Origin of the sequence: Pseudoalteromonas sp. J010 (assembly GCF_003934235.1) — a bacterium.
In the GTDB taxonomy this organism is placed as follows: domain Bacteria; phylum Pseudomonadota; class Gammaproteobacteria; order Enterobacterales; family Alteromonadaceae; genus Pseudoalteromonas; species Pseudoalteromonas peptidolytica.
This window is the reverse complement of the sequence record NZ_RDBW01000003.1, coordinates 50,925-75,848: the sequence shown is the minus strand read 5'-3', so window position 1 is coordinate 75,848 and position 24,924 is coordinate 50,925. Positions and strand designations below refer to the sequence as shown.

The window sequence follows — 24,924 nt, the reverse complement described above, 5'->3', positions numbered from 1 at the left end:
CATGTTTACAGGCATTATTGAAGCGACAGGGACACTAACTCAATTGCAGCCAAAGGGTGGTGATTTAGTTGTCCGAGTGAGCTCATCGTCACTTGATATGAGTGATGTAAACTTAGGGGACAGTATTGCAACCAATGGTGTTTGCCTTACTGTAACTGAGAAGTTTCAAGATGGATTTAAAGCTGATGTTTCTAACGAAACCTTAAGTTTGACGCGCTTTGCCGAATATAAAAAAGGGCAAACGGTCAACCTTGAAAAGGCGTTACAACCGACATCGCGTTTGGGCGGCCATTTAGTGTCCGGCCATGTTGATGGGATAGCTAAAGTGGTAGAGATAACCCCGAATGCTAGAGCGACCGACTATTGGTTATCTGCACCCGCATCACTAATGAAATATATACCTTATAAAGGTTCTGTTGCCATTGATGGTATTAGCTTGACCGTTAACGCAGTTGAACAAAATCGATTTAAATTAACGATTGTGCCGCATACGGCGCAAGAAACTACGATTGCAGGGTTTCAAGTTGGCTCAGAATTAAATCTTGAAGTCGATCAAATCGCCCGCTACCTCGAAAGACTAATTCAGGGGGAGCCAAGCGCTGCCAGCGAGACCACTCTCACAACAAGTCTATTGGCGAAAGCTGGCTTTATAAAGTAGCCACAGACAAAGTAAAAATGGGAAAACTATGAGTTTGAATAGTGCTGAGGAAATCATCGCCGATATTAAAGCCGGTAAAATGGTTATTTTGATGGATGATGAAGACCGAGAAAATGAAGGTGATCTGATCGTTGCAGCAGAGCACATTACACCAGATGCAATTAATTTCATGGCAACGTATGGTCGTGGGCTAATCTGTTTGACCATGACGCAAGAGCGTTGTGAGCAGCTTAACTTACCATTGATGGTGAAAACTAACGGTGCTCAGTTTTCTACCAACTTTACTTTGTCTATTGAGGCTGCGAAGGGCGTAACAACGGGTATTTCCGCTGCTGATCGTGCTCGTACCGTGCAAGCTGCGGTCGCTAAAGGTGCAGTACCTGAGGATATTGTACAGCCAGGTCATATCTTCCCAATTATGGCGCAGCCAGGCGGCGTTTTAACGCGCGCAGGTCATACTGAAGCTGGATGTGATTTAGCGCGTTTGGCAGGACTGGAGCCTGCCTCTGTGATTGTTGAAATTCTAAATCCAGACGGCACCATGGCACGTCGCCCACAACTAGAAGTATTCGCCAAAGAGCACGATATAAAAATCGGTACAATTGCAGACTTAATTGAATATCGTAACTTAAATGAAACTACCATTGAAAAAGTGGCGGAATGTCGATTACCTACTGAATTTGGTGAGTTTAATTTAGTAACTTACAAAGATACTATTGATAATCAACTTCATTATGCAATGGTCAAAGGTGACATTAAAACGGAAGATGCAAACTTGGTACGTGTGCATCTACAAAGCACGTTTAACGATATTCTCCATTCTGATCGCAGCGCGGATAGAAGTTGGACGCTGCAAAGCGCTATGAAGCATATCGCTGAAAATGATGGGGTTCTAGTGATCCTTGGTAAACAAGAGCGCAGCGAAGATATGGAAGCCTTGGTGAAAGCTTTTGCCGCAGAAGATGCTGGAGAGCAAGTTAATTATCGTAAATTCCAAGGCACATCACGTACCGTTGGTATTGGCTCTCAAATCTTGGCTGATTTAGGTATTCAGAAGATGCGCCTAATGAGTCTACCGAAAAAGTACCATGCTCTATCAGGCTTCCATTTAGAAGTCGTTGAATACGTCGAACCAAATTAATTCCAAAAAGCCAAATTGATTGTAATCGCCTATAGTCAGATAGTAGGCGATTACCATATTACTGTGCTATCATGCGCCTCAATTTGGCAATTGCTCATACAGATTAGGAACATCTAATGAAAGTAATCGAAGGTAATAAGTACGCTCCTGGCAAAAAATTTGCCATTGTCATTTCACGTTTTAATGATTTCATTGGTAGCAGCCTACTTGAGGGTGCGGTAGATGAGTTAAAGCGTACTGGTGGTGTTAGTGATGAGGACATCACGGTAGTGTATGTACCGGGAGCGGTTGAACTACCACTAGCAGCAAAGCGCATAGCAATGAAAAAAGAGCATGATGCAATCATTGCCTTAGGTGTGATCATCCGTGGTGGTACGCCACACTTCGATTTAGTGGCGAATGAGTCAAACAAAGGTTTGGCTTGTGTTTCATTAGATTATGATATTCCAGTTGCTTTTGGGGTGTTAACTACTGAGAGCATTGAGCAAGCTATAGAGCGCGCGGGCACTAAAATGGGTAACAAAGGCGGTGAAGCTGCCCTTGGTGCACTAGAAATGGTGAACGTGCTAGAGCAAATTTAAGAGGAATCTCAGTGAAACCAGCAGCTAGACGCAAAGCACGTGTACTTGCTTTACAAGCTATTTATTCTTGGCAGTTAAGTGGTAACCCAATTGCCGACATCGAACAGCAGATGTTGATCGAAAATGACGTATCTAAAGTGGATGTTGAGTACTTTAAAGACTTGGCTCGTGGCGTAGTGGTTAATCAAAAGCAGCTTGATGAAGCTGTCAAACCACATTTAGCACGTCCACTTGAAGAATTAGATATGGTTGAGTTGGCTGTGCTACGTGTTAGTGCTTATGAACTTAAGTTCCGTGAAGATGTACCATATAAAGTGGCGATCAATGAAGGCATAGAGTTGGCAAAAATGTTTGGCGCAGAAGAGAGCCACAAGTTTGTCAATGGTGTGCTGGACAAAGCGGTTAAGTTTATTCGTAAATAAGTTTTACGATAGGAATAGCCGGCTTAGGCCGGCTTTTTTGTGTATGAAAGAATTTGAGCTAATCAATCGTTATTTTAAGGGACGTGGTATTATTCGTCGAGATGTGGAACTTGGCATTGGAGACGACTGTGCACTGGTATCTGTACCTACTGGTCACCAACTAGCAGTGACTACTGATACGCTGGTTTCTGGCGTTCATTTCTTTGAAGACATTCCTCCAAGAGCATTAGGACATCGGGTCATTGCAGTGAATCTTAGTGATTTGGCAGCAATGGGAGCGGAACCAACCTGGCTCTCTTTGGGGCTGACATTACCGACAGCTGATATGGAGTGGCTAGAAGCTTTTACAGAAGGCATGCATGAAATTGCAGAGTACTACAATGTACAAGTAATCGGTGGCGACACGACACAAGGGCCGCTGACTATTACTGTGTGTGCAAAAGGGATAGTGCCAAATGGTAAAGCCTTAAAACGCTCGAGCGCGCGTGTTGGTGATTGGATATATGTCACCGGATCGTTGGGCGATGCGGGTTTAGCGATCGAAGCTCGCAAACAGGAGTTGATGCTGGATCCTCTGCATTATAAAGCAGCACTTGATAAGTTTCATTATCCAGCCCCACGTGTGGCCGCAGGACAAGTGTTGCGTGGTTTGGCGACATCAGCAATAGATATCTCCGACGGCTTATTGGCTGATTTACAGCATATTTTAAAGGCCTCATTAGTCGGTGCCAAAATTCACGTAGATAAAGTCCCAATGTCGAATGCTTTACGTGCTAGTCTAGATGAAGCTGCTCGACTGCGGTTAGCGCTCAGTTTTGGAGATGATTATGAGTTATTATTTACCGTTAATGATAACAATAAAAATGCAGTTGAAACTCGGCTAAAACAATATGGTGTTGAACCTGTTTGTATTGGCCAAATTACGGCGCATAATGGTGAAGTTCAATTGGTTAATAAAGGTCAACCTTATCAATTAAGTGGCCAAGGTTTTGAGCACTTTAGCTAGGAGTAGGTTTGGCTAAGCAGTACAAATTTAATTTAAAGAAGCCACACCAATTTTTGGCGTTAGGCTTTGGGTTAGGGCTGGCAAAAAAAGCGCCCGGCACGGTAGGGACTTTTGCCGCATTACCATTTATTTTGCTTACCCAAAGTGCACCTGTTTGGTTGCAGTGCTTGGTGGCAATAGTGATGACTTTGCTTGGTATTTGGCTATGYGGCAAAACTGCAACCGATGTTAATGTACATGATCATCCCGCAATCGTTTGGGATGAAGTCGCAGGTTTCTATATCACTATGATTGGTGCGGCGATAAGCTGGCAATCTTTAGTTGTTGGTTTTATATTGTTCCGCTTTTTCGATATTTTTAAGCCCGGACCAATAAGATGGCTAGATAAACGCTTACATGGTGGGTCTGGAATTATGTTAGATGATGTATTAGCTGGTGTTTTTTCATTGATTTGCGTGCAAGCTTTGTTTAAAACTGGCATCTTAGTCTAATAATACTGATGTGATGGAATAAAGATGATAAGGCTATTGTTTTTCATTTTCACTTTGCTGTTACCGTTTATGACTCATGCGGCAATTGATGATTACGTCGTTAAACAGTGGAATATCCAAAGTGGATTGCCATCACAGAGTGTCAAAAGTGTGGTTCAGGATGATCAAGGTTACATCTGGCTTGGTACACAATTTGGCTTGAGTCGCTTTGACGGTCACCAATTTCAAAATTTTAACACCCAAAATGCTGACTTTTTAAATAGTAATGCCATCAATAAGCTCATCGTTGATCGTTTTGGTATGCTTTGGGTTGGCACCCGCCGTGGCTTACTTCGACTTAATCCAAAAACGTTGGAAGCCAGACGCTTTGACCTACAAGGCCCAGTAAGAGATATATTACAAGATAAAGATGGTGGTATTTGGATTGCAGCAAATGGGTTGTACTATGTATCCGCCAAAAAGCTTACGCTTGCAGCAAATCATATCGAGCAAAGTACATTAGATGTAACTCAGATCAATCAGATTGTTGGCTCAGTTACCAAAATGGCATTAGTTCCTGATGGCATTTGGTTAGTGAACGAACGTCACTTACTAAAAATCAGTGAATCTAGTAATCGAAACGGCGATGGCGTAAGGCTTGAACTGGCCAGTAAGGTCTCTATGCCAGAGCAACTGGCTCAAACGATTATCCACGATTTAGCTTGGGTCGATGGCAAGCTCTATTTAGCCTCAGAGTTGGGAGCTTACTTTCTTGATTTTGATGAAGTACTTCGGCGCTATCAAGAAGTAGGAAACAATGCGGTCTATAAGTTTCTTAATGATAAGGAAGGTGGGCTGTGGGTTTCTACCTATGGGCGTTTATTGTACCGCCAAAATAATGGTGTGTGGCAGGCTGTAGAACCCATTCAGTTAGATCAAAGTATTTGGTTTGCCGACATCTTTTTGGACAAAGATAATAATATCTGGCTTGCTAGTCTAAATGAAGGGTTATGGCTTGCCCATGCGGGGAAAGTTGAGCGTCATCATATAGGCTTAAAAACTAACCAAGCTATTTCCGCCATTACTCAAGGGCCTAACGGAAAATTATGGGTGGCTAGCCGTGAGGGGTTGGGAATTATCAGTTTAAAAGATAGCTATCAACCGGTATTAACCAGTGCCCAATTAAACCGCTCGGTGATTCATGACTTAGAATTTATTGGCGACAGGTTAATTTTGGGCACCGATCGCGGTGCACTACTATACGAAAATGGTACTTTGCAAAAAATTAATGAGCGAGAGCTGAGACAGAATCCTGTTTTTTCGCTCAGCCCTTCAAACCGAGGTGGCATGTGGTTTGGTACGGGGCGAGGATTGTATAGACTCGATTATAAAGGTATTACACCCTTTGCGTACAATGCCTTCTTAGGCAGCCAGTTTGTGACTTTTGTTGAAGATTTTCCAAGGTATGGCTTTCTTGGTACTAACAAAGGGGCTTACAGGTACAATGACAAGGGCATTGAAAAAATAGGCTCACAAACGTCTCTCGATTCAGCTTATGTCACGAGTATTTTGCACCTAGACACTGTGACGACGTTAGTTGGCTCACTAAATGATGGGCTATTTTATCGAACATCGGCTGGAGATTGGTATCAATTAGATGCCTCCAACGGCCTGCCATACGGCTCCATTTTTTCGTTACATTTTGACAAACTCAATAAACTAATTTGGGTAAGTACGATGAAAGGTGTTTACAGGATGCCTGTGGCACAGTTTTCTCATGTGATAGAGAGTTTGCAAGTTGAGCAAGTAATAAGTCCGTTTGACAAGCAGCTTGATGGTAGGCCGAGTCAGTGCTGCTCTGGGCTTGGGCATGATGCGGTTGTGGAAACTGAATCTGCGATTTTTTATCCAAGTTTGCAAGGTGTGGTAGAGATCCCTAAAAATGTACAGCTATTCGGAGGGGGAGGATTACAGCCTCGTTTGGAATCGCTCACAACCCACGATAGAGTGTTTAGTGCTGATTCATTGAATCAGGTTATTTCACTCGATACGTCAGAAAGAGATTTGACGATTAACTATACGGCCATTGATTTCTATGCACCGCAAAGCATCGAGTTTAGATATATGCTTGAAGGGCATGATAATCAGTGGCGTGATGCGCAGTCTCGTCGAGAAGCAATTTATACTAATTTACCACCAGGAAACTTTACGTTTATTTTAGAAGCGAAACGTCAAGGGCAAGACTGGGAGCAAGCAAAAACACTGGCGTTACCGGTTACACTACCGCGTCGTTTTGATGAGACAATTTACTTTAGGCTATTTATTACATGTGCCTTTATCTTCATGTTTTATTTAATTTTCTGGGTGTTCAGAGCACAGGAAAGAAGAAAGCAGGCGGCGTTAGAAAGTCTCATCGCTGAGCGTACCACGGAGCTTAGAAAAGCGAATGAAAAACTCAATCAAGTGAATACACAGCTGAAGTTGGTGAGTCACTCTGATGAATTAACAGGGCTGCGAAGCCGCCGCTTCTTGTTTGATCAGCTACCAAAAGATGTAGAGCATTATCAACGTAATGCTCAGTCACTACAGGCGCAGAATAAAAGCCTAGTGTTGATGATTATGAACATTGATGACTTCAGTAAAATCAATGACTCCTACGGCCCAATTGGTGGTGATAGTTGCTTGCAGCAGTTGGCCACGTTACTTAATACTCGGACTCAAGGATCTGATTATGTTGTACGTTGGAGTGGAGATGAATTTTTATTGCTGCTGCGAGACTTCAGCAGGGATTATATTGAAGAGTATGTGAGTGACTTGTGTAAAGCAATTGCTGAGACAGAATATCGCTTACCTAACGGTAAAACCACTAATCTGACCGTGTCTATGGGGTGGTCGTACTATCCATTGCCGTTACTCGGCGGCAAAGTGATTGGTTGGGAATCATCGGTGAATCTGGCCGATATTGCCTTACATCAGGTTAAACAGCGTGGTGGTGATGGCGCTGCAACAATTATTTTTGATGAACAGCTTGATGCGTTCGAGTTTGAGCAAAGTGCAAATATCGAGTCACAATTACAGTTATTGCAAAGCAATGGACTGGCTGAAGTAAATGTGTGGATGAGATAACCCTTAACCCTTACGTTAAGGATGATTTACGCCTTTATTACTGCTTTTCTCGCCTCAAAATAGACCACTTAATTAAGGTAATTGGTATAAGATCAAAAAAGGCTTCTTGATAGAAGCCTTTTTTATTATCGCGTTAAATTTGTTTGCAATAGGCTATTAACGCATAAATTTGAGAAGTAGCCTCTGGCTGTTTATTTAAGCCAGTCGTTAATTTGTTGGGCAATACCCTCGCTACTCAGACCAAGCTCAGCGTGGATTTCAGCTTGTGAACCATGCTTAATGAACTCGTCAGGTAAACCAAGTAATTTAATTGGCTTCAAGTGTCCTTGAGCTGCCAAATACTCACTAACGGCCGAGCCTGCACCACCAGCAATAGCGTTATCTTCAAGCGTCACAAAACGTTCGTGAGTGACCACTAACTCCTCAATTAACTCAGTATCTAATGGCTTAACAAAGCGCATATCAACCAAAGTCGCGTTAAGCTGCTCAGCAACCACTGCAGCGCTCTCAAGTAACGTTCCAAAGCTTAAAATGGCAAGCTTTTCACCTGTTCTGACTAGTTTGCCTTTACCAATTTCTAGCTCGGTCATTTCAGTTGCAATTTCAGCACTGCCTGCACTTCCTCTTGGGTATCTGACCGCTGCTGGTTGATTAAGGCGGTGACCGGTATAGAGCATTTGACGGCATTCATTTAGGTCGCTTGGTGCCATGATCACCATATTTGGAATACAACGTAAAAAGCTGAGATCGTAAGCGCCTTGATGTGTTTCACCATCAGCGCCAACAACGCCAGCGCGATCAATTGCAAATAGTACAGGTAGATTCTGTAAAGCAACATCATGAATAAGCTGATCATACGCCCGTTGTAGGAAGCTTGAATAAATTGCCACAACTGGGTTTAAGTCTTCACATGCAAAGCCTGCTGCCAATGTAACTGCATGCTGTTCAGCAATAGCAACGTCAAAATACTGAGCTGGATATTCTTTTGAAAAACGGACCATACCTGAGCCTTCACGCATTGCAGGTGTGATTGCCATCAGTTTATTGTCTTGTGCTGCCATATCACATAGCCAATCACCAAATACCTTTGAGAAGGTCGGTGCGCTTGGTTTTGATTTAGGTAAGCTGTGTACGCTAGGGTCAAACTTAGGCACTGCATGATAACCGATAGGGTCGGCTTCTGCTGGTTTATAGCCTTTTCCTTTTTGGGTCTTAACGTGAAGTAGCTGAGGTCCTTTTAAGTTGCGCATATTGCGCAGCGTATCTACTAGGGTATCTACGTCATGCCCGTCAATTGGACCAATGTAGTTAAAACCTAACTCTTCAAAGAAGGTGCCTGGGATTATCATACCCTTCAGGTGCTCTTCCATACGACCTGCTAGCTCTTTGACCGGGGGGACGCCAGACAGCAGTTTTTTACTGCCTTCACGAATATTGGTATAAAAACTTCCAGATAGAATTTTAGCGAAATGGTTATTCAGTGCACCTACATTCTCGGAGATCGACATCTCGTTGTCATTGAGAATAACGAGCATGTCAGGGTTGACATCACCTGCGTGGTTCATGGCTTCAAATGCCATTCCTGCGGTCATCGCGCCATCACCAATTACAGCGACGGTTTTACGCCCAATCCCTTCTTTTTCGGCGGCAATCGCCATACCAAGTGCAGCAGAAATAGAGGTGCTTGAGTGACCAACGCTAAAAGTATCGTATTCACTTTCTTCCCGATACGGGAAAGGGTGTAACCCGTCTTTTTGACGAATAGTGTGCATCCTCTCTCTTCTACCTGTCAGTAGTTTATGAGGATATGCTTGATGACCTACATCCCACACCAATCTATCATTTGGTGTGTTATATACATAATGCAAGGCCACGGTAAGCTCTACAGTGCCTAGGCCAGATGCAAAATGACCGCTACTTTGAGAGACTGAGTTCAGCAAATATTCGCGAAGCTCATCACTAAAGGCGGTTAACTTGTGCTGGGGTAATTGACGAAGCTGACTTGGCTCGTCAATTAACGCGAGTAAAGGATACTTGCTACTATCAAGTTTCATGTTATTTATCAGAGTCCTAAGTGAATCTCAGCGTAAGTTCGTTACGCAGCTCACTTCATAATTATTAAAATGCTTTACTAACTGGTCATAATATTATGTTAGCCAGTTTTTACAAAGTACTTGTGAACATTTTCTTAGCTTGGCGTATACAGGTTATACGCACACTTAATGTTCTCGATCTATGATGTATTTTGCTAAATCGGCAAGCACTTCTGTATCACCATCGATCGTTTCTAGCGCGTTGAGCGCCTCATGTATTAACTGTTCGGCTTTTTCTTTGGCCTGCGTTAAACCAAGTAATGCTGGATAAGTCGATTTATTATGTTCTACATCTGAGCCTTGAGGTTTGCCAAGTACAGCCGTATCGCCTTCGACATCTAGGATGTCATCCCGCACTTGGAATGCAAGTCCAATGGCTTGACCGTAAGTTCGCATTGCTTGACGCGTTTCATCAGTGAGGCGCTCTGGTTGTGTGCACAACATACCTAATTCAATTGCGCAACTTAAAAGCGCACCTGTTTTGAGCTTATGTATACGCTCAAGCTCTGTGAGTGTTACGGTGCGGTCGGTTGCGGCAATGTCTAGCGCTTGACCGCCCACCATCCCTTGTAATCCTGAAGCTTTTGCTAGGGCACTTATCATCTGTAACTGGGACTGTGGGCTGACGGTAAAGTTTGGTGTACTTAGCAGCTCAAAAGCTAGCGTCTGTAGCGCATCGCCCGCTAATATTGCGGTAGCTTCATCAAATTGAATATGGCACGTAGGTCGACCGCGCCTTAGCTCATCATCATCCATCGCTGGTAAATCGTCATGTACCAAAGAATAGCTGTGAATACACTCTATGGCCGCAGCTGCGTTATCGAGATCTGCTGCTGCTGCACCAAAGAGTTCTCCGGTACAGTAGACTAGAAAAGGCCGTAAACGCTTGCCACCATTTTCTACGCTGTAGCGAGTTGCCGCTAAGACATTTTCTTCTGTGTCTAGCAGGTTATCAAAGCTGCGTAATAGCTTGGTTTCTACCCGCGTTTTAGCATGCTGTAGTTGTTCTTTTAATTTTGCTGACATTAGGCTTCGTTATCAAATGGCTGTAATTGCGCTTGCTCACCTTCGCCCATCAAAATTGCGACTTGTTGCTCAGCTTGCTGAAGTTTTTGGTTCGATGCTTTGGCAAGTTTTATTCCACGCTCAAATTGCTTGAGGGCTTGATCTAGCGCTAAACTGCCGTTTTCCATCTCTGCTACGATTTGTTCTAACTCTTGCATTGCTTCTTCAAAGCTTAAGTTATCAGGTTTTTTTACTGCCATATGTCACGTTGACTCGAAAAGTAAAAGTGACGCAATTTTAGGGGGATTGAGGGCTAAGGTCAAAAAATCCAGCGAGTTTTTGATAACGGAGCGTATCAGCTTTGCAAGATCTGCTATAAACTCGCATTTTAAACACTTTTTAATATAATAGTGTTAAGTTGTAGAAAAACTTGCCGATAACTCAAACAACAATAACTGCGTGATTTATCACAAATAACTTCCCTCGGAGGACATGTGGATTTAGCAACGGTAATAGGGATCCTGGGTGCCATAGGTCTGATTGTAATGTCTATGGTATTAAGTAGTGATGGCCAGATCGCTATGTTCTATAACACGCCGTCCGTCGTTATCGTATTTGGTGGTTCAATCTTCATTGTATTGTCTAACTTTACACTTGGACAATTTTTCGGGATTGGGAAAGTGGCCGGAAAGGCCTTCATGTTTAAAATTGAAACACCTGAAGAACTGATTGAAAAAGCGGTAGAACTTGCTGATTCAGCGCGTAAAGGCGGCTTTCTTGCGCTTGAAGAAGCTGAAATTCCAAATCAATTTATGCGCAAAGGCGTGGATATGCTCGTTGATGGTCATGATGCTGATGTTGTGAGAGCCACCTTGCAAAAAGACATTGCACTTACCTCATCTCGCCATGAACTTGGCGCTGGCCTGTTCAAATCGCTTGCCGATATAGCCCCTGCAATGGGGATGATAGGTACACTTATCGGCTTAGTAGCCATGTTATCAAATATGGATGACCCGAAAGCGATAGGGCCAGCGATGGCTGTTGCACTTTTAACAACGCTGTATGGTGCATTCTTAGCGAATGTAGTGGCTATTCCAATACAGGTAAAACTCGAATTACGTAAAGACGAAGAGGAGCGTAATCAACGGTTAATACTTGATGCTATCTTAGGCATTCAAGATGGCCAAAACCCTAAAGTTATCGAAGGCATTTTGAAAAACTATCTACCTGAGTCAAAACGTGGTTCAGAAGCTGAGGAATAATCATGTCTGATGAGAACGAATGTAAATGTCCCCCGCCAGGTTTGCCCGCTTGGATGGGAACATTTGCTGACTTGATGTCACTGCTCATGTGCTTCTTTGTATTACTGCTCGCCTTTTCCGAGATGGATGTACTCAAATTTAAACAAATTGCAGGCTCTATGAAGTTTGCATTCGGCGTGCAAAATAAAATTGAAGTCAAAGATATACCTAAAGGTACGAGTGTGATTGCAATGGAATTCACACCAGGAAAACCAGAGCCTACCCCAATTGAAACAATCCAGCAGCAAACCGTCGAAATGACACAACAAATGCTTGAGTTCCAAGCTGGAGACGAAGCGTCTGCGGGGGGAAGGCAGGAGCAGCGTGGTAATAAGCGCGGTGGTGAATCAGCCAGTACAGCGCAAGAAATGGCATCGACTCAAGCAATTGCTTCAGCAGAGCAAGAGCAGGTAAATGAGTTAGTCAAAAAAATAGCGCAGCAACTTGAAAAGCAAATCATGGACGGTGCTATCGAACTAGAGTCTTTAGGACAACAAATCATCATTCGCATTCAAGAGAATGGCTCTTTCCCTGCGGGTAGTGCATTTTTGCAGCCTAAATTTGAGCCTGTAATTGAAGAAATAGCAGAGCTGTTAAAGGATGTGCCAGGAGAGATCACGGTATCGGGTCACACTGACGATTTTAGGGTAACGAATGAGCTATACTCTAACAATTGGGATCTGTCAGCAACTCGGGCCGTAGCCGTGGCGACTGTAATGGAAAAAGTACGAGGCTTTGATAAAAATAGAATGTTAGTCGTAGGACATGCCGATACCAGACCGCTAGTACCGAATGATAGTGACCTCGATAGACGCCGCAATAGGCGCGTTGAAATCTCTATTTTACAGGGAAAACCAAAAGAGTCTGATCCCATTGGAGTGAGGGAAAATTAGTGAGAGTTTGTTGCCAAATTACAGGGAATTCGCTATTGTTCCTGCTGGTTCTACTTAAAGGAGAAATAGAATGATTCTAGTAAAAAAACCTCAAAACTTTAGACTCCCTGGCGATAATGGCGCAGGTGGTGATGAGAATTCTCGTCCATGGGGCTGGGGTTTCAGACCAACTCGCTAGTTAATAAAGCACATAAAACATAACAAGAGGGAGGCTACAATAAAGCGTCCCTTTTTGTTTTATTGAGTATCAGTTTGTATAAGTTGCTTATTTGGAAGCAAATGTTTATCGCTATTTTACTTATTAAATAGAGTTCGTATTCGGTTAACTTAGCATTACAGTTCGTTGCTTTTTATCCGTGAATTCGCTATTGTTCCGTTTGGTTCTACTTAAAGGAGAAATAGAATGATTTCAATAAAAAAACCTCAAAATTATAGATTGCCAGGTGGTAACGGCGATGGTGGTGACGCCGATGATGGTTCTGTAGAAAAGAAGCCAGAGTAGCGTTTAGCTATGTTAGAAGCTTGGGAACCTATTCGTATATTTTTTGCACATAACAGTGTGTGGATTGCTTTGCTTTCTGTTTTTCTTTGCTTTGTGTTAAAAGATAAAAAGGCGCTTAGATATTCACTACTTGTTGCGATTTTTTATATTGTGGGTACGTTCTCGAGCGACTTTGTTCGCTCTATTGATGAGCACCAAGTCATCCGTTACGTATACTGGGCCTTGAATGACATCCTATTTATGGGGATTGTTGCGTATTGGGCTGTAAAAGATAAAATGTATATGTGGCAGAGTATATTAGCCCAGCTCGTTGTTTTACCCGCGCCTATTTTACAACTGTTTAGATTAACTGATTACCATTTAATGGATTTGAGTTATTCAACTTATTTATACGCAACTATCATACCCATCACCAATATGGTGACTTTGTGTTTGGCTTTTGCTCCAATAATTATGTTTTGGAAGCTTCATGACATTAGCGATGATATGGAAAAAGCAGGAGCTAGCCGATAGTGTTCGGCCAGCTATTGAAAAATACTCACCCCAAACTAGGAATAAGGCCAGCCATTTGCATTAGCTGAGAGGTGATGATCATCACACCGAAAATTGCGGCAAGTCCTAGTCCAAGCGTACCACCTTTAACCTGATATCCGTCATTACCTCTAACTTTTCTCTGTTTCCATACCATAGCAACTGGTAGAAATACCGCCAATACCACAAGCGCAATGGCTGCGTAACCAAGTGCCATGATAAACCCTTCAGGATAAAATAGTGCAAACCCAAGCGGTGGTAAAAACGTAATAAATGCCGTTTTAATGCGGTCTTTCTTGGTATCTTTTCGTTTTAACGCATCCGCAAAAAAGTCAAATAAGCCCAAGCTGACACCTAAAAATGACGTTGCGAGTGCAAGGTCGGCAAACACAGTGACAAATACCTGAACGTTGTCGTTGTGTGCTATCGATGAAATACTGGCTACAAACCCCGGTAGTCCATCACTTGCCATTAAGCTTGCTTGTCCCATGACTCCCTGACTTAATAACTGCCAAAATACATAGATAATAAGTGGCAAAGATGCACCAAACATCATTACTTTTCGCAATTGATGAATATCTACACCCACATATTTGACGATAGATGGGATCGAGCCATGAAATCCAAATGAAGTGAAAATCACTGGGATTGCGGCAATAATTAGACCTTGTTCAATTGGCATGTCAATTAGGTGCTGCCCGTGCACATAAGGGGTAAGAATAAAAAATAAGCCTGCCAATACGATGACTTTAATTGAAAACAGTAGCTGATTGAGTTTATCGACGGTGCTGGTACCTAAAGTAACTATTGTGGCAATAATTACAGCCAGTAATACAGAGCCTAATTGTGGGGTGATCTCCTCACCAAGTACGCCAACTAGTTTTGTTTGAAGTTGTGCGCCTCCCCCTGCAATATAGGCTGCACACAAAGCGTAGAACAAAAACACCATTGAGAAGTTAGCGACATATTGACCTGTTTTACCAAGTAGGCTTTTTGCCAGTGTGTTTAATGTCGCGTCTTGGTCTGCATATTGATGCACCTCAAGCATGAGTAATGCGGTATATGTCATGAGTAACCAAGTTATCATTAACAATACGATAGCGGTAGAAAACCCTAGCCCTGCTGATGCAATAGGAAGTGCTAGCATGCCCGCACCAATGGTGGTGCCAGCGACAATTAGCATGCTACCCAAAGTTTTATTCTTAAGCACGTTTAGCCTCTCATTATTATTATCTGGTGAGGCAAGATATAACGAATAGCATGGAAATGAAACCGTTTTGCTGTTAATGGTGATAAGAACTGAAATGACTGACTGTATGGGTCTGACTTGTAAAATGATAAGGAGATAGTCGCTGCAAGCATTGAGTTGCAGCGACAGAGGCTAATTTATTTTACCTCTTTTCCTGCAGCTTGCTGATCTGCATGGTAGCTTGAGCGTACAAATGGACCACAGGCGGCATGACTAAAACCAATCTCATCAGCATAAGCTTTTAAACCGTCAAACTCTGCTGGCGGGACATAACGCTTTACTGGTAAGTGGTGTTTTGATGGCTGTAGATATTGGCCTACCGTCAACATGTCTACATTATGCTCGCGTAAGTCTCTTAATACTTCCTCTATCTCAGAGATTTCCTCGCCAAGTCCAACCATGAGTCCAGATTTTGTTCTCACTTCAGGGTGAGCTTCTTTGAAGCGGCGTAGCAATTCTAATGACCACTTATAATCGGCGCCAGGACGCGCTAATTTATATAGCCTTGGAGCAGTTTCAAGGTTGTGGTTGAAGACATCTGGCGGTGTTTCACTTAAAATTTCTAGTGCTCTGTCCATACGACCCCGAAAGTCTGGCACCAGAATTTCGATTGTAATACCTGGATTATGCTTACGGATCTCACGTATACAGTCGGCAAAGTGTTGCGCGCCGCCGTCACGAAGATCATCTCTGTCAACTGAAGTAATAACGACATAGCTTAATTTCATGTCTTTGATAGTCAGCGCGAGCTTTTCAGGTTCTTGTGCGTCTGGCTTTAATGGACGACCATGGGCAACATCACAGAAAGGGCAGCGACGAGTACAAATAGCACCTAAAATCATAAAGGTGGCTGTACCGTGGTTAAAGCATTCAGACAGGTTCGGGCAAGATGCTTCTTCACATACAGAATGTAACCCATGCTTACGCATTGCCTGCTTAATCCCGTCGATACGCTCACTTGATTTAGGCAAGCGGATCTTTAACCATTCAGGTTTTCTTAGCATCTCTTCGCGTTCTGTTGGCATGACTTTTACAGGGATCAATGCCATTTTTTCAGCATCGCGGAGCTTTACCCCTGGCTCCATTTTGACTGGTTTACTCATTCGTTTTCAAACCCTTCAGTGTATTCAACATACTCGGCTTTAATACGCTCTAGCATGTGTTTTACCAGACCAGCCCCCGCATCAGCGACGGTTTGAGGTYCATTGATTTCGCTACTTTGCACCATATTCATACCAGCATAACCACATGGGTTGATTCGTAAAAATGGACTTAAATCCATATTTACGTTAAGGGCTAGACCATGAAATGAGCAGCCTCGGCGGACTCTCAGTCCTAATGATGCAATTTTGCTATCGTTGACATATACGCCTGGCGCATCGGCTTTAGCGTAAGCATCTATCCCGTACTCTTTAAGTGAGTCGATAATGCTCTGTTCTAACCAAGTAACAAGCTCTCGCACCCCAATTTTCAAGCGTCGTAAGTTCAGTAAAACATAGAGCATTTGTTGACCAGGGCCGTGGTATGTGACTTGGCCGCCTCGATCAACTTTAACAACGGGAATATCTCCAGGTGCTAACAGGTGCTCCTCTTTACCAGCTTGACCTTGGGTAAACACAGGTTCATGTTCCACCAGCCAAAGTTCATCTGCCGTGCTATCGTCCCGCTCATCGGTAAAAGATTGCATTTTATGCCAGATAGGCTCGTACTCACGAAGGCCTAATTGACGCACGATTAACTTACGTGGTTCCATTATAGGGGATCCTTACTGGTTACAGTATGTAACGGACGTCTTCTATGCCACCGATCTCGGTATAAATCTGTTCTATGTGTTCTTTGCTAGTGACGGTAGCAACAATAGAAACCGCTTCATAATTACCTTTACTACTTGGCTTTACTTTAGGTGCATAATCACCTGGTGCAATTACTTGCAACTTAGCTAGGATTTGATCCGTCAAATTGACATTGGCTAGACCCATAATTTTGAATGTAAATGGGCAAGGAAATTCTAAGTATTCATCAAACTTAGTGTTTTTTACTGGTTTTACCATGACGGCATCCTCACAACAAACTACTTGCATGTGCTTTTGCCGAGTTATACCAATTCGCTTAAATTTAAGACTCATCGATATTCCTCGGTTATCTAAAAACACCGAAACCCTACGGGCACTACGATATTGCCGCATTCTATCATTTTTAGCGCAAAAAAAAACGCCTCATCCTTGGGCGTTCACTTACATAAAATGGGGTTATTGTGAGATCTGTAAACTACTTTAATCAGCAGCAAAAATATTCTCACTAATGATATGGTTTAAGTATTGTATGTAGCAGCTGAAAATAACCATATAACTAGCAGCCCACGTTCCTAAAGACATGGTTAGAAATGGTATGGAACACATAACCACAATGATTAGCAGGTTAACGGAAAAAATAAACCTCGACTTGGTTTTTAATCTCTCTTTTATCGCGTCAATAACCGACATTTCTCTTATTTTATACACAACTTTAATAACATGAACAGCCAATAACAGACTGAATGCAATATTAAAAAGCGTAAGTAGTGGGTATTTAAGGTGCAATCCGGCAATACCTATACAAGCAAAAGTTAGCATAAGCAGCAACTGTATCCAGCGTTGTTTACAGTAAGCTATGAGCGTAACTTTTGCACAAGCTCCTTGTTCTTTTGCCACTACAGATAATAAATCCCAAGCAGGTACAATTAACGCCATATAAAAACCAAGATATAGAAGTTGACTTGACTGGTATAAAATCGCGGAGAAAAGCAGTAATACAGCAACAAGCAGCTTGATTCTTGGTAGGTTTGGCTGTAGGTATATACGATCTATGTAGTTCATTGAAAAAGCTCCTGTACGCATCATACCATTTGGTTTTAATACTCATTCAACTTGAGGGGAAAACCAGACGCTAACTATGTTAAATTTTTTCTTGTTATCGAGTTGATCCTCTCGCTTCAAAGTAATTACTTAATTAACCCCAGCTCGGGATAAGAATTTAAAAACTAGGGAACTATATGCCTGTTCCAAGATCAGATCTTTCGACCAAAAAAGAAAGTGACCTAGTAAGGAACAGGCATGAATAAGTTAGTTGAGTTGTTTTGTGATGTCGATGATTTTTGCAAAGTTTTTTTGCCGCAATGGCACGCCTACCAGATAGAGCAAGGTCAAATAAAAAGAGAAAGAGCATGCCAGATGAGTATGGCTGAAATAATGACCGTCATCATTCTATTTCATATGTCAAATCAGCGCGATTTTAAAAACTTTTATAAAGGCTACCTCGCTCGCTTTCATAAAAAAGACTTTCCAACACTGCTCAGCTATACAAGGTTTTTAGAACTCATGCCTCGTGCAGTTACTCCCCTTTCAAGTTATTTTAAAACCCTAAAATCAACGGATTGTGATATTTGCTTCATTGACTCAACGAGTATCAAAGTTTGTCATAATTTGAGAATACCAAGGCACAAGACGTTTGCAGGAGTAGCTAAGCGGGGTCGAGGAACGATGGGATGGTATTTTGGATTTAAACTACACCTAATTATCAATCATAAAGGTGAAATAATTGCCGCCAAAGTTACACCTGCAAATAAACAGGATACAGCTCCTGTGGAAGAGCTTACGCAAAATCTAACCGGCACTTTATATGGAGACAAGGGGTATATTAGCAGTAAGTTAGAGCAGTCACTATCGGAAAGGGGACTCAAACTGGTCACCAATGTGCGCAGTAACATGAAGGCCAAAGCTATTTCAGCTTGGGACAAAGCAATGTTATCCAAGCGCTTTATTATTGAAACTGTGAATGACCAGCTAAAAAATATTTGTCAGTTAGAGCACTCAAGACATAGAAGCTTGCATGGAATGATATTAACAGTCTTGGGTGCGCTGATTGCATACAGCCACAAAGAAAAAAAGCCATCAATTTCTATTGATGAACTGATGGCTTAAACCGATCTCGGGTTAATTAAGCAAATTAGCTTTATCTTAGGCTAACATCTCTCAACTTCTTCCACTCATATTAACGTTAACATGTTTCTTTATTGTAAATAAAAGTTTTTTAAATTTTTGGTATTTTTAAAGGCGTGAGTTTCAGGGTGGAGGATATAAATAATTGAGAAGCTAAAGAATAAGCGATGTGAAAAGATAAGCCAACCAGTCTATTTTGGTTAGCTTATCAGATAAGATAATTATTGTGAGATCTGTAGACGTAGGTAGTCGTATATCTTGCTAAAGAAACCGCCTTCTTGAATTTCTTCTAACGTAACCAGTGGGTATTGTGCAATGTCTTCGCCATCAAGCTGCAAAAATAATGTGCCCACTTTTGTTCCTTTCGCTAACGGAGCTTCAAGTGTTTTGTCTAGCTCAAAGTTCGCTTTTAGGTTTTTACTTTGTCCACGAGGGATGGTAATTGGCGTATCTTCCATAATGCCCAGAGAAACCGTTTCTTTATTACCCATCCATACGCGCTGATCGGCAAACGCATCACCAGCTTGATACGGAGTAATCGTTTCAAAGAAGCGGAAACCATAGTTAAGTAGCTTTTTACTTTCTACTTTTCGCGCCCGTTCACTTTCGGTACCCATAACCACTGCAACCAAGCGCATATCGTCTTTCACAGCAGAAGTAACAAGGCTAAAGCCCGCTTCCGAGGTGTGGCCTGTTTTAATGCCGTCTACCTCAAGACTTGCATCCCAAAGAAGAGAGTTACGGTTATATTGTTTGATACCGTTATAGGTAAATGATTTTATCTTGTATAGGGCGTATTCATCCGGCACATCGCTGATAAGTGCAGCCCCAAGGGTTGCCATATCTCTTGGTGTGGTAAAATGCTCATCGGTGTCAAGGCCATGGCTATTAACAAAGTGAGTATTATCCATTCCCAGCTTTTTGGCATGAGCATTCATCAAGTCAGCAAATGCAGACTCACTGCCAGCAATATGTTCAGCCATAGCAACACAGGCATCATTACCCGATTGAATGATTATACCGTGGTTAAGGTCATCGACGCTCACCTGTTTGCCGACTTCAATAAACATCACCGAAGAGCCAGGAAAGTTCTTAGCCCACGCTTTTTCGCTAATGGTAACCATGTCTGTCGGGGAAATATTTCCAGCCTCAATTTCAGTACCAATGACGTAGCTAGTCATCATTTTCGTCAGGCTTGCTGGAGCAAGCTTTGTATCAGCGTTTCCTTCAGCTATCACTTTACCTGTAGTAAAGTCCATTAGAAAATAGCCTTTTGCACTGACTTGAGGCGGTGAAGGAATAATTTGTGCACTGGCACTCATGATAGAGAAAGTGCACACTAGTCCAAGGACTTTTTTAACGATTTTTGGTTTTATAGAAGTCATTATGCTCGCTTTTTTGGTTATCGGCATTCATTACGGTTATTCTAAAGTTCCTGCTCACTGTAAAGCAAGAAAGCACGACTAAATTGACCCTGTTGTAAGGTTTTTAGCAAAGATTGTGCTTGATTGTCATCGGTAATAGGACCGACTCTCAGTTTGTACAAGTCATCTTCAAAGGTGATCGCAGTACCTAGTCCTAATTCTTGTTGTAGCTGGTTTGCGAGAACCTGTATGTTCTCGAGGTTGCTACCTGCTGCGACTTGTACATAGGTTAGCCTTGGAGACTCGCGCGTCAGAGTAATCGCTTCGACCTTAACACGGGCTGTACCTTTGAGATGATAGCCTAGCTTATAGGCGGCTGCATAAGATAGGTCAATTAGCCTATCATCATGAAATGGTCCTCGATCGTTGATTCTAACGATTGCTGTGCGGCCATTTTCAAGATTGGTGACTCGAGCAAAACTAGGTAGTGGCAAAGTTTTGTGTGCAGCCGTCATATCAAACATGTTAAATATTTCGCCATTTGAGGTATGGTAACCGTGGAACTTTCTGCCATACCATGAGGCTATCCCTTCTTTTTGGTAACCGCGTTCGTCAGAAATAGGGGTATAGCGTTTACCAAGTACGGTATAGGGGCGGTTAGCACTGACACTTTTTTTCTCATTAGTGACGATGGCGTCTTGCATTTCGAGTGCGGTTGGTTCTCGCAATGGCGCTTTGTCATGGCGAATATGATAACGGCTACCACAAGCCGTTAATAAACTAGCCAAGACTAGGGTCATGATGGTTCTATAAATAAAGCGAAAACGTGCAGTCATTATTTTAACAGCATCCTCTTATCTGTTGCGATTGCCATAATAATGCCAAATCCAGCCATCAGCGTCACCATAGACGTACCACCATAACTAATAAGCGGAAGTGGGACGCCGACGACGGGGAGTAAGCCAGACACCATGCCAATATTAACAAAAACGTAGACAAAGAAAGTTAATGTCAGTGCGCCTGCTAGCAACTTACTAAAAGCGTCTTGCGCTTGCACTGCAATATATAAACCTCGGCCAATAATAAACAAGTACAAGCTGAGTAACATGGTTACACCAAGTAAGCCAAACTCCTCACTGAGAACAGAAAAAATAAAATCAGTATGGCGCTCTGGTAAAAACTCTAACTGCGACTGAGTACCATGTAACCAACCTTTACCTTCAACTCCACCGGAGCCAATGGCGATTTTAGATTGAATAATATGATAACCCGATCCTAGTGGATCGCTCTCTGGATTAAGAAATGTCAGCACTCGCTGCTTTTGATAGGCGTGCATCCCGTAGTGCCAAAACGCATATACGCCAGGTACTGCCAACAGTACCCCCGAACCGATTAGGCGCCAGCTAAGGCCAGCTAAAAAAAGTACAAAAATCCCTGAGCTGGCGATGAGGATAGAGGTGCCGAGATCTGGTTGCTCTTTAATTAAAATAGTTGGCACTAACACTATGGCAAAGCCAGCGATGAGATTTAATATACTGGGGGGAAGGTGAGAGCGACCAATAAACCAAGCGACGGTCATCGGTACAGCTAATTTCATAATTTCTGAGGGCTGAAAGCGGGTAACACCTAAATCTAACCAGCGCTGCGCTCCTTTGCTGCTGACGCCGACAAAAAGTACGGCTATCAGCATCCCAAGACCCACCAAGTAGATTGGAATAGCCACGCGCTTTAGCGTACTGGGTGAAAACTGAGCCACGAATACCATTGCAATAACAGCGCCAAGCATTCGGGTTGCGTGACGCATCATCATCCCCATATCTTGTCCACTTGCGCTATAGACAATGGCGAGGCTGGCAATCATCATCGTCATTAATGCAGCAAATAATGGTAAGTCTATATGGACTTTTTCGAGTAGTGAACGCGGTTTGTTTAGGGGGCTCATGGTTGTACCTCCTGTTCGAGAGGATAGGCAGAAAAGTAATAGTCCATTACTTGACGTGCCATCGGAGCTGCGATGGCGCTACCACCACCTTGGTTTTCAACAACTACAGTGATCACAAGTTGCGGATCGTCAAAAGGAGCAAAGCCAACATAGATACCGTTATCTCGATGCTTTTCTTTTAGTTTCTTGGCATCATATTTTTCACCTTGAGCGATACTGATGACCTGAGCTGTACCAGTTTTGCCTGCATGGTCGTACGTCGCGCCTTCAAAGGCGCTTTTCGCAGTACCGATTTTTACGGTATTGTGCATGGCTTTTAGCGCAATATCCCAATGGTAGGGATTTTGCAGCTCTACAGGCGCTTTTTCTTCGGTAAACAGTTGTTCGACTTCGCTATCTTGTTTAGAAATTTGCACCAGATGTGGCTGTTTATGCTTGCCTTTGTTCACAAGAATGCTCAGTGAGTTTGCTATTTGCATTGGGGTCGCTGTCCAATAACCTTGGCCAATGCCAACAGAGATAGTATCTCCTGGATACCAAGCTTCCTTAAAGCGTTCTCGCTTCCATTCAACAGAGGGTAAAATTGCGGAGGTTTCTTCGTGAATGTCGATCCCAGATAACTCACCAAAGCCAAATTGAGTCATAAAGTCGCTGATCTTGGTTATTCCAAGCTTATAGGCTGTTTCATAAAAATAGGTATCACATGATTGTTCAATGGCTTTGTAAACATCTACATGTTCGTGTCCCCATGGGCGCCAGTCTCGCCACTTGTGTTTAACATTAGGAATTTGAAAAAAGCCCGGATCCCAAATTTTGGTCGTCTCGGTGACGATGCCTTCTTCTAGTGCGAGTATAGCTAAGTGTGGTTTAACTGTTGAAGCGGGGGCGTATCGACCTTGAGTTGCACGATTAATAAGTGGTCTATTAGGGTTGAGCAACGCGCGGTAATCTTTTGAGCTGATCCCGTGCACAAACAGATTAGGATCGTAACTCGGGTTTGAGTATAGCGCCAAAATGCCCCCATCTCTTGGATCCATTACCACAATTGCACCACGAGTATCTTTTAGGACGTGCTGAACAATTTGTTGCAGGCCAATGTCTAAGGTAAGTACTAAATCTTTGCCTGGCTGCGGTGCTTCCATACTCAGGGTGCGAATGATGCGACCACGATTATTTACTTCAACACGACGAGAGCCTACGGTACCATGAAGCGTCTCTTCGTAAAACTTTTCAATTCCGAGCTTACCGATGTCATGGGTTGCACGGTAGTTGGTGGCTTTACCATCAAGCTCTAATTGTTGTAACTCTTGCTTGTTGAGTTTAGCAACATAACCTAACGCATGGGTTAGTGTGTCGCCATAAGGGTAATAACGAGAGAGTCGAGCCTCAACACTAAACCCTGGCAGACGATGCTGGTTTACGGAGAGGATGGCAACTTCTTCTTCATTTAGCCTGCCTTTTAATACTTGGCTTTTGAATCGGCGGTTATGTCGGATCTCCTTTTTGAAGTCTTCAATCTRTTGATCAGAGATATCAATCAGCTGGCGCACCGTGGCAAGTGCTACCTCTAGATCGTCAACATCTTCAGGGATCACTTCAAGGTTGTACACGGGGCGATTTTCAGCAAGTAGCACGCCATTTCGATCGTAGATCAAGCCCCTATTAGGAGCCACAGGGATCACTTTGATACGATTATCATTGGAGCGAGTGCGGTAAGTTTCGTGTTCAACAATTTGTAGCTTATACACGTTGTGAAACAAGATACCGATGATAACAACAACAAAAACAAAGCCGACAAAGGCTCTTCTTGCAAAGAGATTCGCCTCGGCAGAATGATCCCTAATCGTCGGCCGTTTTTTTATCATTATTATTCTCTGTGATAAGGATGGTTGTTATTTAAACTCCAGCCGCGATACAGGCTCTCGGCAACCACTATTCGTACTAAAGGGTGGGGGAGCGTTAAGTTTGATAAAGACCACTTTTGCTCAGCAGCAGCAATACATTCAGGAGCAAGACCTTCTGGTCCACCAATAAGGAGGCTGACATCGCGGCCATCTAGTTGCCACTTTTCCATATTGCTCGCAAGTTGGTGTGTATCCCATGGTTTACCTGTCACTTCGAGTGTCACAATGCGGTTACCTTTGGGGATTGCGGCTAAGGTTCTTTCCCCTTCTTGTTGCAAAATACGCTTTATATCTGCATTTTTCCCGCGTTTGCCTGCACTTATTTCGACAAGCTCTAAAGGCATATCTTTAGGAAAGCGCCTTTGATACTCAGTGAAGCCGGTCTCAACCCATTTTGGCATTTTGGTACCTACTGCGATGAGTTGGATTTTCACGTTAACCCCACAGCTTTTCTAAATCATAGAAACCGCGAGTTTCATCTTGCATCACGTGGACTACAACATCGCCTAAATCAACCAGCACCCACTCACCAACGTTTTGTCCTTCATGGCCTAGTGGCGACTCACCTGCGTGACGGGCTTCTTTTGCAACGTGATCAGCAATTGATTGAACGTGACGCTTTGAAGTGCCTGTGCAGATAACGAGGTAATCGGTAATTGAGGAAGTGTCGCGAACATCAAGTTTAACAATGTCACGGGCTTTCATATCGTCTACTTTATCCAGCGCGAAGTCTACTAACTGTTGTGAATCCAAATTTCT

Annotated in this window: 25 protein-coding genes; 11 read left to right on the top strand and 14 right to left on the bottom strand. The window is 42.9% G+C overall.

The window, feature by feature from the left end; translation table 11 throughout:
- Position 1: 1 nt before the first annotated feature.
- The 7 genes from EAG18_RS02865 (at position 2) to EAG18_RS02835 (ending at position 7,404) form a co-directional block, all read left to right on the top strand.
- Positions 2 to 658, top strand: a complete 657-nt coding sequence (locus tag EAG18_RS02865) for a riboflavin synthase (RefSeq protein WP_125250901.1) — start codon at positions 2 to 4, stop codon at positions 656 to 658.
- A 28-nt stretch (positions 659 to 686) separates the two neighbouring features.
- Positions 687 to 1,799, top strand: a complete 1,113-nt coding sequence (gene ribBA / locus EAG18_RS02860; RefSeq protein WP_125250900.1) for a bifunctional 3,4-dihydroxy-2-butanone-4-phosphate synthase/GTP cyclohydrolase II — start codon at positions 687 to 689, stop codon at positions 1,797 to 1,799.
- Positions 1,800 to 1,915: 116 nt separating this feature from the next.
- The gene (ribE, locus tag EAG18_RS02855; RefSeq protein ID WP_125250899.1) at positions 1,916 to 2,380 is read left to right on the top strand and encodes a 6,7-dimethyl-8-ribityllumazine synthase; all 465 of its coding nucleotides are present in this window, start codon (positions 1,916 to 1,918) and stop codon (positions 2,378 to 2,380) included.
- Positions 2,381 to 2,391: 11 nt separating this feature from the next.
- Positions 2,392 to 2,802: a transcription antitermination factor NusB gene (gene nusB, locus EAG18_RS02850; RefSeq protein ID WP_125250898.1), complete on the top strand. Its 411-nt coding sequence runs from the start codon at positions 2,392 to 2,394 to the stop codon at positions 2,800 to 2,802.
- Positions 2,803 to 2,845: 43 nt separating this feature from the next.
- Positions 2,846 to 3,808 carry a thiamine-phosphate kinase gene (gene thiL / locus EAG18_RS02845; RefSeq protein ID WP_125250897.1) on the top strand — a complete coding sequence of 321 codons (963 nt, stop codon included), beginning with the start codon at positions 2,846 to 2,848 and terminating at the stop codon, positions 3,806 to 3,808.
- 8 nt (positions 3,809 to 3,816) lie between these two features.
- Positions 3,817 to 4,299: a phosphatidylglycerophosphatase A gene (locus EAG18_RS02840; protein WP_125250896.1), complete on the top strand. Its 483-nt coding sequence runs from the start codon at positions 3,817 to 3,819 to the stop codon at positions 4,297 to 4,299.
- 24 nt (positions 4,300 to 4,323) lie between these two features.
- The gene (locus EAG18_RS02835; RefSeq protein WP_125250895.1) at positions 4,324 to 7,404 is read left to right on the top strand and encodes a ligand-binding sensor domain-containing diguanylate cyclase; all 3,081 of its coding nucleotides are present in this window, start codon (positions 4,324 to 4,326) and stop codon (positions 7,402 to 7,404) included.
- A 191-nt stretch (positions 7,405 to 7,595) separates the two neighbouring features.
- On the opposite strand, the gene dxs is transcribed toward EAG18_RS02835, so the two are convergent.
- From dxs to xseB, 3 genes are all read right to left on the bottom strand, one after another.
- Positions 7,596 to 9,458, bottom strand: a complete 1,863-nt coding sequence (gene dxs / locus EAG18_RS02830; protein ID WP_125250894.1) for a 1-deoxy-D-xylulose-5-phosphate synthase — start codon at positions 9,456 to 9,458, stop codon at positions 7,596 to 7,598.
- A gap of 165 nt (positions 9,459 to 9,623) precedes the next feature.
- On the bottom strand, positions 9,624 to 10,523 hold the full coding sequence (gene ispA, locus EAG18_RS02825; protein ID WP_125250893.1) for a (2E,6E)-farnesyl diphosphate synthase: 900 nt from the start codon (positions 10,521 to 10,523) through the stop codon (positions 9,624 to 9,626).
- Complete coding sequence (xseB, locus tag EAG18_RS02820) at positions 10,523 to 10,762, bottom strand: exodeoxyribonuclease VII small subunit (protein ID WP_125250892.1); 240 nt, start codon at positions 10,760 to 10,762, stop codon at positions 10,523 to 10,525. Before xseB ends, ispA begins: the two co-directional genes overlap by 1 nt.
- Positions 10,763 to 10,996: 234 nt before the next feature.
- On the opposite strand from xseB, the gene pomA reads away from it, so the two are divergent.
- The 3 genes from pomA (at position 10,997) to EAG18_RS02805 (ending at position 13,711) form a co-directional block, all read left to right on the top strand.
- Positions 10,997 to 11,764: a flagellar motor protein PomA gene (gene pomA / locus EAG18_RS02815; RefSeq protein ID WP_125250891.1), complete on the top strand. Its 768-nt coding sequence runs from the start codon at positions 10,997 to 10,999 to the stop codon at positions 11,762 to 11,764.
- Between the two features lie 2 nt (positions 11,765 to 11,766).
- A complete protein-coding gene (locus EAG18_RS02810) occupies positions 11,767 to 12,696 on the top strand; it encodes a flagellar motor protein MotB (protein ID WP_125250890.1) in 930 nt (309 codons plus the stop codon).
- A 511-nt stretch (positions 12,697 to 13,207) separates the two neighbouring features.
- Positions 13,208 to 13,711 (top strand): hypothetical protein, encoded by a 504-nt coding sequence (locus EAG18_RS02805; protein ID WP_125250889.1) that lies wholly within the window; start codon positions 13,208 to 13,210, stop codon positions 13,709 to 13,711.
- A 25-nt stretch (positions 13,712 to 13,736) separates the two neighbouring features.
- Here EAG18_RS02805 and EAG18_RS02800 read toward each other — a convergent pair whose 3' ends face one another.
- From EAG18_RS02800 to EAG18_RS02780, 5 genes are all read right to left on the bottom strand, one after another.
- Positions 13,737 to 14,939 (bottom strand): aromatic amino acid transport family protein, encoded by a 1,203-nt coding sequence (locus tag EAG18_RS02800; RefSeq protein ID WP_185745540.1) that lies wholly within the window; start codon positions 14,937 to 14,939, stop codon positions 13,737 to 13,739.
- Positions 14,940 to 15,115: 176 nt separating this feature from the next.
- Positions 15,116 to 16,081, bottom strand: coding sequence for a lipoyl synthase (gene lipA / locus EAG18_RS02795; protein WP_125250887.1), 966 nt, complete (start codon positions 16,079 to 16,081; stop codon positions 15,116 to 15,118).
- Positions 16,078 to 16,731, bottom strand: coding sequence for a lipoyl(octanoyl) transferase LipB (gene lipB / locus EAG18_RS02790; protein WP_125250886.1), 654 nt, complete (start codon positions 16,729 to 16,731; stop codon positions 16,078 to 16,080). The genes lipA and lipB overlap by 4 nt, the downstream gene beginning before the upstream one ends.
- A gap of 19 nt (positions 16,732 to 16,750) precedes the next feature.
- On the bottom strand, positions 16,751 to 17,029 hold the full coding sequence (gene ybeD, locus EAG18_RS02785; RefSeq protein WP_099641858.1) for a DUF493 family protein YbeD: 279 nt from the start codon (positions 17,027 to 17,029) through the stop codon (positions 16,751 to 16,753).
- A 222-nt stretch (positions 17,030 to 17,251) separates the two neighbouring features.
- Positions 17,252 to 17,707, bottom strand: coding sequence for a hypothetical protein (locus EAG18_RS02780; RefSeq protein WP_275557214.1), 456 nt, complete (start codon positions 17,705 to 17,707; stop codon positions 17,252 to 17,254).
- A 363-nt stretch (positions 17,708 to 18,070) separates the two neighbouring features.
- Between EAG18_RS02780 and EAG18_RS02775 the strand changes: the two genes are divergently transcribed.
- Complete coding sequence (locus EAG18_RS02775) at positions 18,071 to 18,937, top strand: IS982 family transposase (protein WP_125250885.1); 867 nt, start codon at positions 18,071 to 18,073, stop codon at positions 18,935 to 18,937.
- A gap of 239 nt (positions 18,938 to 19,176) precedes the next feature.
- On the opposite strand, the gene EAG18_RS02770 is transcribed toward EAG18_RS02775, so the two are convergent.
- The 6 genes from EAG18_RS02770 to rsfS are packed head-to-tail and all read right to left on the bottom strand — an operon-like array spanning position 19,177 to position 24,918.
- Positions 19,177 to 20,340 carry a serine hydrolase gene (locus EAG18_RS02770; protein WP_125250884.1) on the bottom strand — a complete coding sequence of 388 codons (1,164 nt, stop codon included), beginning with the start codon at positions 20,338 to 20,340 and terminating at the stop codon, positions 19,177 to 19,179.
- A 41-nt stretch (positions 20,341 to 20,381) separates the two neighbouring features.
- Positions 20,382 to 21,155 (bottom strand): septal ring lytic transglycosylase RlpA family protein, encoded by a 774-nt coding sequence (locus EAG18_RS02765; protein WP_125250883.1) that lies wholly within the window; start codon positions 21,153 to 21,155, stop codon positions 20,382 to 20,384.
- Positions 21,155 to 22,261 (bottom strand): rod shape-determining protein RodA, encoded by a 1,107-nt coding sequence (gene rodA / locus EAG18_RS02760; protein WP_125250882.1) that lies wholly within the window; start codon positions 22,259 to 22,261, stop codon positions 21,155 to 21,157. The genes EAG18_RS02765 and rodA overlap by 1 nt, the downstream gene beginning before the upstream one ends.
- Entirely contained in the window at positions 22,258 to 24,126 is a 1,869-nt protein-coding gene (gene mrdA, locus EAG18_RS02755) for a penicillin-binding protein 2 (RefSeq protein WP_125250881.1), read from the bottom strand. Before mrdA ends, rodA begins: the two co-directional genes overlap by 4 nt.
- A gap of 2 nt (positions 24,127 to 24,128) precedes the next feature.
- A complete protein-coding gene (gene rlmH / locus EAG18_RS02750; protein ID WP_125250880.1) occupies positions 24,129 to 24,599 on the bottom strand; it encodes a 23S rRNA (pseudouridine(1915)-N(3))-methyltransferase RlmH in 471 nt (156 codons plus the stop codon).
- Between the two features lies 1 nt (position 24,600).
- Positions 24,601 to 24,918, bottom strand: coding sequence for a ribosome silencing factor (gene rsfS / locus EAG18_RS02745; protein WP_125250879.1), 318 nt, complete (start codon positions 24,916 to 24,918; stop codon positions 24,601 to 24,603).
- Between the last annotated feature and the right edge of the window lie 6 nt (positions 24,919 to 24,924).

Excerpts from the sequence above, each read along its gene's own strand:
- xseB (WP_125250892.1), bottom strand. The coding sequence starts at position 10,762 with ATGGCAGTAAAAAAACCTGATAACTTAAGCTTTGAAGAAGCAATGCAA.
- lipA (WP_125250887.1), bottom strand. The coding sequence starts at position 16,081 with ATGAGTAAACCAGTCAAAATGGAGCCAGGGGTAAAGCTCCGCGATGCT.
- dxs (WP_125250894.1), bottom strand. The coding sequence starts at position 9,458 with ATGAAACTTGATAGTAGCAAGTATCCTTTACTCGCGTTAATTGACGAG.
- thiL (WP_125250897.1), top strand. The coding sequence starts at position 2,846 with ATGAAAGAATTTGAGCTAATCAATCGTTATTTTAAGGGACGTGGTATT.
- EAG18_RS02835 (WP_125250895.1), top strand. The coding sequence starts at position 4,324 with ATGATAAGGCTATTGTTTTTCATTTTCACTTTGCTGTTACCGTTTATG.
- EAG18_RS02810 (WP_125250890.1), top strand. The coding sequence starts at position 11,767 with ATGTCTGATGAGAACGAATGTAAATGTCCCCCGCCAGGTTTGCCCGCT.
- ribE (WP_125250899.1), top strand. The coding sequence starts at position 1,916 with ATGAAAGTAATCGAAGGTAATAAGTACGCTCCTGGCAAAAAATTTGCC.
- ribBA (WP_125250900.1), top strand. The coding sequence starts at position 687 with ATGAGTTTGAATAGTGCTGAGGAAATCATCGCCGATATTAAAGCCGGT.
- ybeD (WP_099641858.1), bottom strand. The coding sequence starts at position 17,029 with ATGGTAAAACCAGTAAAAAACACTAAGTTTGATGAATACTTAGAATTT.
- EAG18_RS02765 (WP_125250883.1), bottom strand. The coding sequence starts at position 21,155 with ATGACTGCACGTTTTCGCTTTATTTATAGAACCATCATGACCCTAGTC.
- EAG18_RS02770 (WP_125250884.1), bottom strand. The coding sequence starts at position 20,340 with ATGACTTCTATAAAACCAAAAATCGTTAAAAAAGTCCTTGGACTAGTG.
- ispA (WP_125250893.1), bottom strand. The coding sequence starts at position 10,523 with ATGTCAGCAAAATTAAAAGAACAACTACAGCATGCTAAAACGCGGGTA.
- rodA (WP_125250882.1), bottom strand. The coding sequence starts at position 22,261 with ATGAGCCCCCTAAACAAACCGCGTTCACTACTCGAAAAAGTCCATATA.
- EAG18_RS02775 (WP_125250885.1), top strand. The coding sequence starts at position 18,071 with ATGAATAAGTTAGTTGAGTTGTTTTGTGATGTCGATGATTTTTGCAAA.
- EAG18_RS02780 (WP_275557214.1), bottom strand. The coding sequence starts at position 17,707 with ATGGCGTTAATTGTACCTGCTTGGGATTTATTATCTGTAGTGGCAAAA.
- EAG18_RS02805 (WP_125250889.1), top strand. The coding sequence starts at position 13,208 with ATGTTAGAAGCTTGGGAACCTATTCGTATATTTTTTGCACATAACAGT.
- EAG18_RS02865 (WP_125250901.1), top strand. The coding sequence starts at position 2 with ATGTTTACAGGCATTATTGAAGCGACAGGGACACTAACTCAATTGCAG.